Genomic DNA, 16,770 nt, shown 5'->3' on the forward strand with positions numbered 1-16,770 from the left:
CTCCCGGTCCGGGCACCGACCGGGTCAGGCACCCGCCTGCCCCGGTGTCGATGCCCCCGCTCCGCCCGGACCGGGCAATTCTTCGTGCGACCAGCCCCACCGGTCGGCTCCCCGGAACCGGCCGTCCCCACACGGCACAAGGGAGTCGGAACCGATGGACCAGCCGCCCGCCGCCGGACCAGCCCGCGACGAGGAGCCGGACGTCCCCGTCGCGGTGATCGGCCTGGCCTGCCGGTTCCCCGGAGCGTCCTCCCCCGAGGCGTACTGGCGGCTGCTGAGCGAGGGCCGCAGCGCCGTCGGCCCGACCCCGCCCGAGCGCTGGGACGCCGAGGCCTGGTACGGCGACGGCGACCTCGACGCCCCCGGGCGGGCGGACCTGCGGCACGGCGGCTTCCTGGACTGGCCCACCGTCACCGGCTTCGACGCCGAGTTCTTCGGCATCGGCCCGCGCGAGGCCGCCGCGATGGACCCGCAGCAGCGCCTGATGCTGGAACTCGGCTGGGAGGCGCTGGAGAACGCCCGCCTGCTGCCCGAGCGGCTGGCCGGCAGCGCGACCGGCGTCTTCGTCGGCGCGATCTGGGACGACTACGCGGCCCTGCTGCACCGCGACGGCGCCGGCGCCACCACCCGGCACTGGGCGGCGGGCCTGCAGCGCGGGGTGATCGCCAACCGGCTCTCCCACGCCCTGGGGCTGGCCGGGCCGAGCCTGGTGGTGGACACCGCCCAGTCCTCCTCCCTGGTCGCCCTGCACCTGGCCTGCGAGAGCCTGCGCCGCGGCGAGAGCACGCTCGCCCTGGCCGGCGGGGTGAACCTGGACCTCGCGGTGGAGAACGCGGTCACCGCCGCCAAGCTCGGCGGCCTCTCCCCGGACGGCCGCTGCTACACCTTCGACGCCCGCGCCAACGGCTACGTCCGCGGCGAGGGCGGCGGCCTGGTGGTGCTGCAGCGGCTCGACGACGCGCTCGCCCAGGGCTCGCCCGTCCTCTGCGTGATCCGGGGCAGCGCGGTGAACAACGACGGCGGCGGCTCCGGCAGCCTGACCGCGCCCGACGCGCGGGCCCAGGAGGCCGTGATCCGGCGGGCCTACCGCCGCTCCGGGGTCGACCCGGCCGACGTCCAGTACGTGGAGCTGCACGGCACCGGCACCCGGGCGGGCGACCCGGTGGAGGCGGCCGCCCTGGGCGCCGTCGTGGGCCGCGCGCGCCGGGCGGCCCACGACGAAGGGGCCCGCGGCCCGCTGCGGGTGGGGTCGGTCAAGACCAACCTCGGTCACCTCGACGGCGCGGCCGGCATCGCCGGCTTCCTCAAGGTCGCCCTGAGCATCCGGCACGGACTCGTCCCGCCGAGCCTCAACTACCGCAAGCCCAACCCGGACATCCCGCTGGACGAGCTGAACCTCGCGGTCCACACCGAGCTGTCGCCCTGGCCGCGGCAGGGCCGCCGACCCGTCGCCGGGGTCAGCTCGTTCGGGCTCGGCGGCACCAACTGCCACGTGGTGGTGACCGGCCCGCCGGACACCCCGACGGCGGGGGCCGACCAGCCGCCGGCCGAACCCGTCGCCGTACCGTGGCCGCTGTCCGCCCGCAGCGGCGCCGCGCTGCGCGCCCAGGCCGCCCGTCTCGCCGACTTCCTGACGGAACATCAGGACGCCGGGCCGGCCGAGGTCGGGCTCGCCCTGGCCACCACCCGCTCGGTGTTCGAGCACCGCGCCGTGGTGGTCGGCGCCGACCGCGCGGAGCTGCTCGCCGGTCTCACCGCCCTGGCCGAGGACCGGCCCGCCCGCAACGCCGTGGCGCCCACCGCCCCGGCCGTGCACGGCCGCACCGTGCTGGTCTTCCCCGGCCAGGGGTCCCAGTGGGCGGCCATGGGGCGGGAGCTGCTCGCGGACAGCGAGGTCTTCGCCGAGCGGATCGCCGCCTGCGAGGAGGCGCTCGCCGAGTTCGTCGACTGGTCGCTCACCGCGGTGCTGCGCGGCGAGCCCGGGGCGCCGTCACTGGAGCGGGTGGACGTCGTGCAGCCCGCCCTGTGGGCGGTCATGGTCTCGCTCGCCGCGGTGTGGCGGGCCCACGGCGTGACGCCGGACGCCGTGGTCGGCCACTCGCAGGGCGAGATCGCCGCCGCCCACGTCGCCGGGGTGCTGTCGCTGCGGGACGCGGCCAAGGTCGTCGCCCTGCGGGCGCAGGCGCTCACCCGGCTCGCCGGGACCGGCGCGATGGCCTCCGTGCCGCTGCCCGTCGCCGAGGTCGCCGAACGGATCGCACCCTGGCGCGACCGGGTCTCGGTGGCCGCCGTCAACGGTCCCTCCGCCACCGTGCTCGCCGGCGACGGCGCCGTCCTCGACCAACTGCTCGCCGCCTACCGGGCGGAGGACGTCCGGGCCCGGCGGATCGACGTCGACTACGCCTCGCACTCCCCCGGCGTCGAGGCCGTCCGGGACGAACTGCTCGCCGCGCTCGCCGACATCACCCCGCTCCCGGCCGCCGCCGACGTCGTCTTCTACTCGACCGTCACCGCCGGCCCGGTCGCCGACACCACCGCGCTGGACGCCGACTACTGGTACCGGAACCTGCGCGGCACCGTCTGGTTCGAGGAGACCGTCCGCGCCCTGCTCGCCGACGGGCACCGGCTGTTCGTGGAGTCCAGTCCGCACCCGGTCCTCGCCGTCGGCGTCCAGGAGGCCGCCGAGGCGTGGACCACCCCGCAGGACCCGGCCGCCGTCGTCGGCACGCTCCGGCGTGAGGACGGCGGCCGCACCAGGCTGCTCGGCTCGCTCGCCCAGGCCCAGGTCGCGGGCGCCGCCGTGGACTGGACGCCGTTCTTCGGCGCCGCCCGGCCGGTCGGACTGCCCACCTACGCCTTCCAGCGCACGCCGTACTGGCTTCCCGGGACCGCCGCTCCCGCCCCGTCGGCGCCCGCCGCCGAGGCCCTGCGGCCCGGCGGCACCCCGGCCGAACGGTCCGGGACGGCGCGGCCGCTGGCCGACCGGCTGGCCGCACTGCCGGAGTCCGAGCGGGAAGCCCCGCTGCTCGACCTGGTACGGGAGCAGACCGCGGCCGTCCTCGGCCACGAGTCCGGCGGCTCGGTCGACCCGGGCCGGGCCTTCAAGGAGTCGGGCTTCGACTCGATCGCCGCCGTCGAACTGCGCAACCGGCTGAACGCGGCGACCGGGCTGCGACTGCCGACCACCGCCGTCTTCGCCCACCCCACCCCCCGGGCGCTGGCCGCCCACCTGCTGACCGGGCTGCTCGGCACGCCCGCCGCCGGGCCGTCGGAGCCCGTCGCCCCGCCCACCGCCGACACCGACGACCCGGTGGTGATCGTCGGCATGGCCTGCCGCTTCCCCGGCGGGGCGAACGGCCCGGAGGAACTGTGGCGGCTGGTCGCCGACGGACGGGACGCCGTCAGCGGCTTCCCCGACAACCGGGGCTGGGACCTCGACGCGCTCCACCACCCCGACCCGGGGCACTCCGGCACCTCCTACACCCGGCACGGCGGCTTCCTGTACGACGCCGACCGCTTCGACGCCGGGTTCTTCGGCCTGGCCCCGCGCGAGGCCCTGGCCACCGACCCGCAGCAGCGGCTGCTGCTGGAGGTCGCCTGGGAGGCCTTCGAGCGGGCCGGGATCGACCCCGCCACCCTGCGCGGCAGCCGGACCGGCGTCTTCACAGGACTGATGGCCTCCGACTACGGGCCGCGCCTCCACGAGGGCGAGGACGGCACCGACGGCTACCTGCTCACCGGCAGCGCGGGCAGCGTGGCCTCCGGCCGGCTCGCCTACGTGCTCGGGCTGGAGGGCCCGGCCGTCAGCGTCGACACCGCCTGTTCGTCCTCGCTGGTGGCGCTGCACCTGGCCGCCCAGTCACTGCGCTCGGGCGAGAGCGACCTCGCCCTGGCCGGCGGCGTGACGGTGATGTCCACACCGGGCACCTTCGTCGAGTTCAGCCGCCAGCGCGGGCTGTCCGAGGACGGGCGCTGCAAGCCCTTCGCCGCCGCCGCGGACGGCACCGGCTGGGGCGAGGGCGTCGGCGTCCTGCTCCTGGAACGCCTCTCCGACGCCCGCCGCAACGGGCACCCCGTCCTCGCCCTGCTGCGCGGCAGCGCCGTCAACCAGGACGGCGCCAGCAACGGCCTCACCGCCCCCAACGGCCCCGCCCAGGAACGCGTCCTGCGCCAGGCCCTCACCAACGCCGGACTCACCCCCACCGACATCGACGCCATCGAGGCCCACGGCACCGGCACCACCCTCGGCGACCCCATCGAAGCCGAAGCCATCCTCGCCGTCTACGGCCCCCACCACACCCCCCGACAACCGCTCCACCTCGGCTCCGTCAAATCCAACCTCGGCCACACCCAAGCCGCCGCCGGCGTCGCCGGCGTCATCAAGACGGTCATGGCCATGCGCCACGCCACCCTGCCCCGCACCCTCCACATCGACGAACCCACCCCCCACGTCGACTGGTCCTCCGGCACCGTGACCCTCCTCACCGAGAACACCCCCTGGCCCGCCACCGGCCGCCCCCGCCGAGCCGGCGTCTCCTCCTTCGGCATCAGCGGCACCAACGCCCACGTCATCCTCGAGGAGCCGAACGAGGAGCCGGTCGAGGAGACGGTCGAGAGGCCGGACCAGCAGCCGTCCACCGCACCGGCGCCCGCCGACGGCCCGCTGCCGCTGGTGCTGTCCGCGAAGACCCCCGAGGCGCTGCGCGAGCAGGCCCTACGGCTCACCCGGCACCTGAACGCCGACCCCGAGGCCCACCCGGCCGACGTGGCGTACACCCTGGCCACCACCCGCTCCGCCTTCGAGCACCGCGCGGTGGTCCTCGGCGCCGACCGGGCGGAGTTGCTCGCCGGGCTCGCCGCCGTGGCCGCCGGCCGCACCGGCGTGACGGCCCCCGCCGAGGGCGCCGCCGGCCTCGCGACGGCCGCCGCCGAGGACTTCGTCCAGGGGCTGGCCGTGGACTGGGCGGTGCTGTTCGCGGACACCGGCGCCCGGGTGGTCGAGCTGCCCACCTACCCGTTCCGCCGGGACCGGTACTGGTGGCAGCCCGCCGCACGCCCGGACCCTGCCGGCGCCGCCCCCGACGAGGCCGAGCAGCGGTTCTGGGCCGCGGTGGAGCAGGGCGACGCCGAGGCCGTCGCCACCGAGCTCGACCTCGGCTCCGCGCCGGACGCCCCCGCCGCCGAGGCGCTGTCAGCGGCGCTGCCGGTGCTGTCCCGCTGGCACGGGCGCCGACGCGCGCGGGCCGCGCTGGACGCTCTGCGCTACCGGGTCCGCTGGCACCGGGTCGGCCCGGCCACGGCCACCACCCCCGGTGGACGCTGGCTGGTGGCCGTCCCGGCGCAAGCCGCACGGAGCGGTCCGTGGACGGAGGCGGCCGTACGGGCGCTGACCGTCCGGGGCGCCGAGGTGCGGCAGGTCGCCGTCGACCCGGCCGCGGACCGGACCCGCGTCGCCGAGCGGCTGCGCGCCGCACTGGACGGGTTCCGCCCGACCGGAGTGCTGTCCCTGCTCGCCCTGGCTGAAGGACCGCTGGCCGACCACCCGTCCGTACCCGCCGGTCTGGCCGCCTCGCTCGCGCTGACCCAGGCCCTCGGCGAGCTGGAGCCGGCCGCCCCGGTCTGGTACGCCACCAGCGGCGCCGTGGGCACCGGGGCCGGGGACCGGGTGCGCGACCCGGAGCAGGCCCAACTGTGGGGCCTGGGGCGGATCGTCGCCCTCGAGCACCCCGAGCGCTGGGGCGGGCTGGTCGACCTGCCCGCCGAGCCCGACGACGCGTCCACGGACCACCTGGCCGAGGTGCTGACCGGCGACGGCGCGGAGGACCAGCTCGCGATCCGGCCGCTCGGGGTGTTCGCCCGCCGCCTCGAACGCTCCCCCGCCCCGCCGCACGCCCACCGCGCGTGGCGCACCCGGGGCACCGCCCTGGTCACCGGCGGCACCGGCGCGCTCGGCGCACTGGTCGCCCGGCGGCTGGCGCGGGCCGGCGCCGAACACCTGCTGCTGGTCAGCCGCCGCGGCGAACAGGCGCCCGGCGCCGAGGAGTTGCGGGCCGAACTGGCCGCGCTCGGTGCCCGCGTCACGTTCGCCGCCTGCGACGCGGCCGACCGGGACGCGCTCGCCGCCGTCCTCGCCGCCCTGCCGGACGACCTCCCGCTGACCACCGTGGTGCACGCCGCCGGGCAGCTCGACGACGCCCTGCTCGACGCCCTCACCCCCGACCGGCTGGACCGGGCGCTGCGCGCCAAGGCCACCGCCGCGCGGAACCTGGACGAGCTGACCCGGGGCGCCGACCTCTCCGCCTTCGTGCTCTTCTCCTCCGTGGCCGCCACCTGGGGCCTGCCCGGGCAGGGCGGCTACGCCCCCGGCAACGCCTTCCTCGACGCCCTCGCGGAGCACCGCCGCGCCGAGGGTCTGCCGGCCACCTCCATCGCCTGGGGGCCGTGGGCCGGTGCCGGGATGGCGACCGGCACCGCCGTCGCCGACCAGCTCCACCGCCTCGGTCTGCCCGGTCTCGCCCCCGAGCAGGGCCTCGCCGCGCTGGAGGGGGCGCTCGCCGCCGGCGACGACTGCGTGACCGTGGCCCGGGTCGACTGGGACGCCCTCGTCCCCGCCGTCACGCTCGGTCGCCCGCGCCCGCTGTTCGACACCGTCCCCGAGGCCCGTGAGGCGGCCGCCGGGTCGGCCGCCCCCGGCCCGGACGGCGAGGGGCCGGCCCGGCGGCTGGCCGGACTCGATCCGCTGCGGCGCGCGGAGGCGGTGTCGGAGGTCGTGCGCGGGGCCGTCGCGACCGTCCTCGGCTACGCCTCCGCCGAGCAGGTCCGGGAGCACCGGATCTTCTCCGAGCTGGGGCTCACCTCGCTGACGGCCGTGGAACTGCGCAACCGGCTGAGCGCCGCGACCGGGCTGCGGCTGTCCCCCACGCTGGTCTACGACCACCCCACCCCGCGCGCGGTGGCCGAGGTCGTCCTCGCCGGGCTCACCGGCGACGACGCCCGGCCGGCCCCCGCCGTCGCGGCGCGGGCCGCCGACGACGACGAGCCGATCGCGATCGTCGGCATGGCCTGCCGCTACCCCGGCGGCGTGACCTCCCCCGACGGCCTGTGGGACCTCGTCCTGTCCGGCACCGACGCGATCGGCGACCTGCCCGACGACCGCGGCTGGGACGTCGGGCGGCTGTTCCACCCGGAGCCGGGACGGCCCGGCACCTCGTACAGCCGGCACGGCGGATTCCTCTACGACGCGGGCGAGTTCGACGCCGCGTTCTTCGGGATCAGCCCGCGTGAGGCGCTCGCCATGGACCCGCAGCAGCGGCTGCTGCTGGAGACCGGCTGGGAGGCCGTCGAACGGGCCGGAATCGACCCGGCCACCCTGCGCGGCAGCGACACCGGGGTCTACGTCGGCGCGTCCAACGGCGAGTACGGGCCGCGCCTGGCGGAGCCGGCCGGCACCGCCGACGGCTACGTGCTGACCGGCAGCGCCGCGAGCGTGGTCTCCGGCCGGCTCGCCTACGCGCTGGGGCTGGAGGGCCCGGCCGTCAGCATCGACACCGCCTGCTCCACCTCCCTGGTGGCACTGCATCTGGCCGCCCGGTCGCTGCGCTCCGGCGAGTGCTCGCTGGCACTGGCGGGCGGGGTGACGGTGATGTCGAGCCCCGGTGTCTTCGTCGAGTTCTCCCGCCAGCGCGGGCTCGCCCCCGACGGCCGCTGCAAGCCCTTCGCCGCCGCGGCGGACGGCACCGGCTGGGGCGAGGGCGTCGGCGTCCTGGTCCTGGAGCGGCTCTCCGACGCCCGCGCCAACGGCCACCCCGTGCTCGCCCTGGTCCGCGGCAGCGCCGTCAACCAGGACGGCGCCAGCAACGGCCTCACCGCCCCCAACGGCCCCGCCCAGGAACGGGTGATCCGCCAGGCCCTCGCCAACGCCGGACTCACCCCCGCCGACGTCGACGCCGTCGAGGCGCACGGCACCGGCACCACCCTCGGCGACCCGATCGAGGCCCGGGCCCTGCTGGCGACCTACGGGAAGCACCGCCCGGCGGACCGCCCGGTCCGGCTCGGTTCGGTGAAGTCCAACCTCGGCCACCCGCAGGCCGCCGCCGGCGTCGCCGGGGTGATCAAGATGGTCATGGCGATGCGCCACGGCGTCCTGCCCCGGACCCTGCACGTGGACGAGCCGACCCCGTACGTCGACTGGTCCTCGGGCGCGGTGGCGCTGCTCACCGAGAACACCCCCTGGAGCACCGGCGACGCCCCGCGCCGGGCCGCCGTCTCCTCCTTCGGCATCAGCGGCACCAACGCCCACGTCATCCTGGAACAGCCCCGGCCCGAGCCCGAGCCCGTCCCGGCACCCGCCGGCCCCGAGGTCGTGCCGTGGGTGCTCTCCGGGCGGACGCCCGGCGCGCTGCGGGCCCGCGCCGAGCAGCTGCTCGCCCTGGCCGCCGGGCAGCCCGGGCCCGACCCGGCGGCCGTGGCCCGCGCCCTGGCCACCACCCGGTCGGCCTTCGAGCACCGCGCCGTCGTGGTCGGCCGGGACCGCGAGGAGCTGCTCGCCGGGCTCGCCGTCGTCGCGGCCGGCGGCGAGGGCGTGGTGGCCCCCGGCGGGCAGGTCCCGGCCGCCGCCGAGGACTTCGCCCAGGGGCTCGAGGTGGACTGGGCGGCCGTCCTCGGCGCCGCCGATCGCCCCCCGGTCGAGCTGCCCACCTACCCCTTCCAGCGCACCCGGTACTGGCTGGAGACCCCCGCCGCCCCGGCCGGGGGCGCGCCGCACGCGACCGGTCAGCGGCCGGTGGACCATCCGCTGCTGTCCTCGGTGCTGCACCTCGCGGGAACCGACGAGTACGTCCTCACCGGCCGGCTGGCCGAGCGGACGCAGCCCTGGCTCGGGGACCACCGGGTGGCCGGCGCCGTCCTGCTGCCCGGCACCGCCTTCGTCGAACTCGCGCTCCGCGCCGGCGAGCAGGTCGGCTGCGCGTCGGTCGACGAGCTCGGCCTCACCGCACCGCTGCTGCCCCCGCCGGCCGGCGGCGTCGCCCTCCAGGTGGCGGTGGGCGCGGCCGACGAAGCGGGCCGCCGGAGCATCCGGATCTTCTCCCGCGCCGAACACGCCGGCGCGGGCCTGCCGTGGACGCAGCACGCCACCGGGCTGCTCGCGCCCGTTCCCGAGCGGCCCGCCGACCCGGCCGAGGAGTGGCCGCCGCCCGGCGCCACGGCGATCGACACCGCCGACCTGTACGAGCGGCTGGCCCGCCGGGGCTACGGCTACGGCCCGGCCTTCCGGAACCTGGTCCGGGCCTGGCGCAGTGGCGAGGAGGTCCTCGCCGAGGTGGCCCTGACCGGCGCCGAGCAGGCCGAGGCCGAGCGGTACGCGGTGCACCCGGCCCTGTTCGACGCGGCCCTGCACACCATCGGCCTGGTCGCGGACGGCGAGGCTCCGGCCGTACTGCCGTTCGCCTGGCAGCGGGTGTCGGCGCCGGTCCGGGGCACGGCCGCCCTGCGGGTACGGCTCGGCCTCGCCGGGCCGGGCGAGGCCACGCTCACCGCCCACGACGCGGACGGGCGCCCGGTGGCCTCCGTCGGGGCCGTCGTGCTGCGCCCGGCACCGGCGGACCTGACGGCCGGGCGGCCGGAGGCCGGGGAGAGCGGGCTCTACCGGCTCGACTGGCCCGCCGCCCCCGCCCCGGTGGCGGCGGCACCGGCCGGACGGCGGGCGGTGCTCGGCGCGGACGACCTGCTGCCGGGTGAACCGGCCCCGCGTTGGGCCGACCTCACCGCGCTGCGCGCCGCGCTCGACGCCGGTGAGCCGGTGCCGGACCTGGTGTTCGCCGCCGTACGCCCGGCGGGCGCCGCGGACCCCGGCTCCGCCGCCGACCGGGCCCTGGCGACGACGGCTCGGGCGCTGGCCCTGGTCCAGGCGTGGCTGGCCGAGGAGCGGTTGGCCCCGGCGCGGCTGGTCCTGGTGACCCGCTCCGCCGTGGCCGTGACCGACGGCGAGACGCCCGACCCCGCCGAGGCCGCCGTCTGGGGGCTGCTGCGCTCCGCGCAGACCGAGCACCCCGGTCGCCTGGTCCTCGCCGACCTCGACGACGCCCCCGCCTCCGCCCGCGCGCTGGCGCCCGCGGCGGCCGGCGAGGAACCCCAACTGGCCCTGCGCGCGGGCACCGTACGGGTGCCCCGGCTGGCCCGGGCGGATGTCCCCGAGCTGCGGTCGCCCCGTCCGCTCGACCCGGACGGCACGGTGCTGATCACCGGCGGGACCGGGCTGCTCGGACGGCTCGTCGCCCGCCACCTGGTCTCCGAGCACGGCGCCCGGCACCTGCTGCTGGCCAGTCGCGGCGGTGAAAAGTCGCCCGGCGTGGCGGAGTTGGTGACCGAGCTGGCCGAGCTGGGGGCCCGGACCACGGTGGTCGGCTGCGACCTCGCCGACCGCGCGCAGGCGGCGGCCCTGCTGGCGGGCGTGCCCGCCGAGCACCCGCTGACGGCCGTGGTGCACGCGGCCGGGATCCTGGACGACGGCGCGATCGGCTCGCTGACCGCCGAGCGGCTGGCGGGCGTCCTACGCCCGAAGGCACATGCGGCCCTGCACCTGCACGAGTTGACGCAAGGCCGGGATCTCGCGGCGTTCGTGCTGTTCTCCTCGGCCGCCGGGCTGCTCGGCTCGGCCGGCCAGGGCAACTACGCCGCCGCCAACGCCTTCCTGGACGCCCTCGCCGTCCACCGCCGCGGCCTCGGCCTGCCCGCGACCTCGCTGGCCTGGGGGCTGTGGGCGGAACGCAGCGGGCTGACCGCGGGACTCGACGAGGCCGACCTGTCCCGCCTCGCCCGGGTGGGCGTACGGCCGTTGAGCACCGCGCACGGGCTGGCCCTGCTGGACGCCGCACTGGCCGCCGACGAACCGTTCCTCGCGCCGGCGCGCCTCGACCCCGCCTCGGCGGCGGCCACCGGGGGCCGCGCGGGAGCGGCCCCGCTCGCGCCGCTGCTGCGCGCCCTGGTCCACCCGGAGCCGGCCCACCGCCCCGCCCCGGCGCCCGCCCCGACGGCCGGGCTGTCCACCCGGGTGCGCACCCTGGACGAGACGGAGCGGCTGCGCGAACTGGCCGCCGCGATACGGGCCGAGGCCGCGGCCGTCCTCGGGCTCGACGCCCTGGACGAGTCGCAGGACGGCCGGGCCTTCGCCCAGTTGGGCATGGACTCCCTGACCGCGCTCGAACTGCGCAACCGGCTGGGCGCGTTGACCGGTCTGACGCTCCCCGCCGGGCTGGTCTTCGACCGCCCCACCCCGCAGGAGCTGGCGGGCTACCTGGCGTCCCGGCTGCTGGGTGCCGAGGAGGCCGCGCCGGTCCCGGCGCGCACGGCGGCGCCCACCGCCGAGGAGCCGATCGCGATCGTCGCGATGGCCTGCCGCTACCCCGGCGGCGTCACCACCCCCGAGGCCCTGTGGGCGCTGGTCGCGAACGGCGTCGACGCCGTCGGCGAGCTGCCCGGGGACCGCGGCTGGGACCTCGCCGGGCTGTACGACCCGGACCCGGGCAAGCCGGGCAAGAGCTACGCGCGCCACGGGGCGTTCCTGCGCGACGCCACCGCGTTCGACGCCGCGTTCTTCGGGATCAACCCGCGCGAGGCGCTCGCCATGGACCCGCAGCAGCGGCTGCTGCTGGAGACCGGCTGGGAGGCCGTCGAACGGGCCGGCATCGACCCCGCCACCCTGCGCGGCAGCCGGACCGGCGTCTTCGCGGGCGTGATGTACCACGACTACGGCTCGTGGGCGCGCCGGGTGCCCGCGGAGGTCGAGGGCTACCTCGGCTCCGGGACGGCCGGCAGCGTGGCCTCCGGCCGGCTCGCCTACGCGCTGGGGCTGGAAGGTCCGGCCGTCTCGGTCGACACCGCCTGTTCGTCCTCGCTGGTGGCGCTGCACCTGGCCGCCCAGTCACTGCGCTCGGGCGAGAGCGACCTCGCCCTGGCCGGCGGCGTGACGGTGATGTCGACGCCCACGCCGTTCATCGAGTTCTCCCGCCAGCGCGGGCTCGCCCCCGACGGCCGCTGCAAGCCCTTCGCCGCCGCCGCGGACGGCACCGGCTGGGGCGAGGGCGTCGGCGTCCTGCTGCTGGAACGCCTCTCCGACGCCCGCCGCAACGGGCACCCCGTCCTCGCCCTGCTGCGCGGCAGCGCCGTCAACCAGGACGGCGCCAGCAACGGCCTCACCGCCCCCAACGGCCCCGCCCAGGAACGCGTCCTACGCCAAGCCCTCACCAACGCCGGACTCACCCCCACCGACATCGACGCCATCGAGGCCCACGGCACCGGCACCACCCTCGGCGACCCCATCGAAGCCGAAGCCATCCTCGCCGTCTACGGCCCCCACCGCACCCCCCGACAACCGCTCCACCTCGGCTCCGTCAAATCCAACCTCGGCCACACCCAGGCCGCCGCCGGCGTCGCCGGCGTCATCAAGACGGTCATGGCCATGCGCCACGCCACCCTGCCCCGCACCCTCCACATCGACGAACCCACCCCCCACGTCGACTGGTCCTCCGGCACCGTGACCCTCCTCACCGAGAACACCCCCTGGCCCACCACCGGCCGCCCCCGCCGAGCCGGCGTCTCCTCCTTCGGCATCAGCGGCACCAACGCCCACGTCATCCTGGAACAGGCCCCGGTGGAGCGGGCCGCGGCCCGGGCCGCCACGCCGCCGCGCCGCACCGACAGCTCGGCCATCCCGTGGCTGCTGTCCGCCCGCAGCGCCGACGGGCTGCGCGCCCAGGCGGTCCGGCTGCGCGAACGCCTCGACGAACGCCCGGACCTGCGCCCGCTCGACCTCGGCTACTCGCTGGCCACCGGACGGACGGCCTTCGAGCACCGGGCCGCGCTGGTGGCCACGACCCGCGCGGACTTCCTGGAGCGGCTGGACGAGCTGATCGCCGACCCGGCGCCGCCCGGGCGGCGCACCGGCGGGCGGCTGGCCTTCCTGTTCGCCGGCCAGGGCAGCCAGCGGCTCGGCATGGGCCGCGGCCTCCACACGCGTTACCCGGTGTTCGCCGCGGCCTTCGACGAGGTCTGCGCCGAGCTGGACCGGCACCTGCCGCGCCCGCTGCGGGAGGTGCTCGACGCCGCACCGGACTCCGAGGCGGCCGGGCTGCTGGACCGCACCGAGTACACCCAACCCGCCCTGTTCGCGGTCGAGGTGGCGCTGTTCCGGCTGCTGGAGTCCTGGGGCGTACGGCCGGACGTGCTGGCCGGCCACTCCGTGGGGGAACTCGCCGCCGTGCACGTCGCCGGGGTGCTGGACCTGGCCGACGCGGCCGTGCTGGTGACCGCCCGGGCGCGGCTGATGCAGGCCCTTCCGCCGGGCGGGGCGATGGTGGCGGTGGCCGCCGCCGAGGCCGAGGTGTCGCCGCTGCTGACCGAGGGCGCGGCCCTCGCCGCCGTCAACGGGCCGTCCGCCGTGGTCCTCTCCGGCCGGACGGACGCGGTGCTGGCGATCGCCGAGCAGCTGGCCGGGCGCGGCCGGCGGACCACGAGGCTGCGGGTCAGCCATGCCTTCCACTCCCCCGCCATGGACCCGATGCTGGAGGAACTCCGCTCGGTCGCGGCCTCACTGACGTACCGTCAGCTTCGGATCCCGATCGTCTCCACGGTGACCGGACGCCCGGCGACGGCGGAGGAGCTCGGCTCGCCGGACTACTGGGCGGAGCAGGTCCGCCGGCCCGTCCGGTTCCACGACGCGGTACGGCAGCTGGCCGAGGACGGCGTGACCACCCTGCTGGACGTCGGCCCGGACGGCTCGCTCGCCACCCTCGCCGCCGGCGAGGAGGCCGGCCGGGCGGTCGCCGCACTGCGCCGCGACCGGCCCGAACCGGACGCGCTGGCCGACGCGTTGGGCCGGCTGCACGTGCGCGGCACGGCCGTCGACTGGGCGGCGTACTTCGCCGGCTCCGGCGCGCGGCGGGTCGACCTGCCGACCTACGCCTTCCAGCCGGAGCACTACTGGCTGCCCGCCTCGCCCGACCCGGACCCGGACGGCCCCGGCCCGGCGAGCGCCGGCCTCGACGCCTCCGGCCACCCGCTGCTCGGCGCATTCGTCGAACTGCCCGACAGCGACGAGCTGGTGTGCACCGGACGGCTCTCCCTCGCCACCCACCCCTGGCTGGCCGACCACGCCGTGCGCGGCGAGGTCCTGCTGCCCGGCGCCGCCTTCGTGGAACTCGCGCTGGAGGCGGGCGCCCGCCTGGGCTGCGACCGACTGGCCGAACTCACCCTGCGCAGCCCGCTGGTGCTGCCCGAACGGGAGCAGGACGGCGTCCGGCTGCGCATCCGGGTCGCCGAGCCCACCGCCGACGGGCGCCGCCCGCTGTCGGTGTACGCCCGCCCCGACCGGGCCGCCCGGGGCGCGCTCTGGACGCTGCACGCCACCGGTGTCCTCGCCGAGGGGACACCCCCCGGAGCGGAGCTGGCCGAGTGGCCGCCGCCCGGCGCCGTCCCCGTCGAGGTCGACGGCCTGTACGAGCGGATGGCGGCCACCGGGGTGGGGTACGGCCCGGCCTTCCGGGGCCTGGGCGCGGCCTGGATCCACGACGGCCGGGTCCTCGCCGAGGTGGCGCTGCCCGAGCGGGCCGCCGCCGGGGCCGGCCGGTACGGGCTGCACCCCGCCCTGCTCGACGCCGCCCTGCACGCCGCCGTGCTGCTCGGTCCGGACGCGGACGCGCCCGCCGCCGTACCGCGGCTGCCGTTCACCTGGTCCGAGGTGGCGCTGCACGCCACCGGCGCGGACCGGCTGCGGGTGCGGATCACCGTCGACGGCGACACCCTGGCGCTCGACGTCGCGGACGCCACCGGGGCGCCCGTCGCGACCGTCGGCTCGCTGCTGCTGCGCCCCGCCGGCCCCGGCACCGCCGACCGTCCGCTGTACGAGCTGCGCTGGCGCCCCGCGCCCGCCGACCCGGCGCCCGCCGAGGAGAGCTGGGCCGCGATCGGCCCGGACGCCCCGGCCGGACCGCCCGGCACCAGGACCATCCGGTACGCCGACGTCGACGCGCTGTTCGCCGCCGTCGAGCACGGCACCCCGGCGCCGGACGCGGTGTCCGTCCGGGCCGCCGCCGGTAACGGCGGCAGCGTTCCGGAGCGCACCCGGACGGCGGTCAACCACACCACCGCGCTGCTCCGCTGCTGGACGTCCGACCAGCGCCTGGACGCCACCCGGCTGGTCCTGGCGACCCGCGACGCGGTGGCCGCCACGCCCGAGGACCCGGTGGTCGATCCGGCCGCGGCCGCGGTGTGGGGCCTGGTGCGGTCCGTCCAGAGCGAGCACCCCGGCCGGGTCGTGCTGGTCGACACCCGCCTCGGCGCCGACGCGGCCCTGCCCGCGGCCGTCGGCTCCGGTGAGCCCCAGTTCGCCGTGCGCGCCGGCGCCGCCCTGGTGCCCCGGCTCACCGCGGCGCCCGGCCCGTCCGGCCCGCCCGCCGCGCCGGTGTTCGGGCCCGAGGGCACCGTGCTGGTCACCGGCGGCACCGGCGGCCTGGGCGCGCTGCTCGCCCGGCACCTGGTCACCGGGCACGGCGTCCGCTCCCTGCTGCTGGTCGGCCGACGCGGCCCGGACACGCCCGGCGCCGACCGGCTGGCCGCCGAACTCGGCGAACTGGGCGCCCGGGTGCGGATCGCCGCCTGCGACGTCTCCGATCGCACCGCCCTCGCGCGGCTCCTCGACACCCTGCCCGCCGACCGGCCGCTCGCCGCCGTGGTGCACTGCGCCGGGGCGCTCGACGACGGTGTGCTCGAGTCGCTCACGCCCGCAAGCCTCGACCGGGTGCTGCGCCCCAAGGCCGACGCGGCCTGGCACCTGCACGAACTGACCACGGAGCTGAAGCCCGCCGCGTTCGTGCTGTACTCCTCCGTCGCCGGCACGCTCGGCTCCGCCGGGCAGGGCAACTACGGGGCCGCCAACGCCTTCCTGGACGGCCTCGCCGCGCACCGCCGCGCCCTCGGACTGCCCGCCACCGCGCTCGGCTGGGGCTGGTGGGGCGGCGGGGCGGGCATGGCCGGCGCCTTCGACGAGGCCGACCGGGCCCGGCTGGCCCGGGCCGGCATCGCCGCCCTGGAACCGCCGGAGGCGCTGGCCCTGTTCGACGCCGCGCTCGGCCTGGAGGCGGCGGCGCTCGTCCCGGTCCGGCTCGACCCCGCCGTGCTGCGGGCCCGCGCCGACCAGGGCGTGCTCTCCCCGGTCCTGAGGGAACTGGCCACCGGCGGCGCCCGCCCGGTCCACCGCCGCGCCGCCGCCGCCCGCCCGGCGCCCGCCCCCGCGTGGCGGGAGCGGCTGCGGGACACCGCGGCGGGGCAGCGCGAGCACCTGCTGGTCGACCTGGTGCGCCGCGAGGTGGCCAAGGTCCTCGGCCGGCCCTCGCACGCCGCCGTGGCGGCCCACGACCGGCTGCTCGACCTGGGCTTCGACTCCCTCACGGCGGTGGAACTGCGCAACCGGATCGGCGAGTTGTGCGGCCTCCAGCTGCCGACCACGCTGGTCTTCGACCATCCCACCCCCGCGCGCCTGGCCGCCCACCTGCTGGAGCGGCTCGACGACGGCCCGGCCGGGACCGCGGCCCCCGCCGCCACGGGGCCCGCACCCGCCGCCCCACCCGCCGACCCCGCGGCCGAAGAGGCTCCCGACCACCCGGCGGCCGACCCCGCCCTCGCCGACCCCGCCCTCGCCGGTCTCGGCCGGGACGAGCTGCTCGCCTTCATCGACGAGAACCTCAGAAGGCCCTGACCACCACCCACGACCACCCC

General features: G+C 78.0%; 1 protein-coding gene. It reads left to right on the forward strand.

The genetic code is table 11. The features are described from left to right. Positions 1 to 154 precede the first annotated feature (154 nt). The gene (locus ACZ5OX_RS27150; protein ID WP_465633706.1) at positions 155 to 16,750 is read left to right on the forward strand and encodes an SDR family NAD(P)-dependent oxidoreductase; all 16,596 of its coding nucleotides are present in this window, start codon (positions 155 to 157) and stop codon (positions 16,748 to 16,750) included. Positions 16,751 to 16,770 lie beyond the last annotated feature (20 nt).

The sequence above is a fragment of the Kitasatospora sp. NPDC032121 genome (assembly GCF_055580145.1).

Coding starts and splice junctions, on each gene's coding strand:
- ACZ5OX_RS27150 (WP_465633706.1), top strand. CDS start 155: ATGGACCAGCCGCCCGCCGCCGGACCAGCCCGCGACGAGGAGCCGGAC.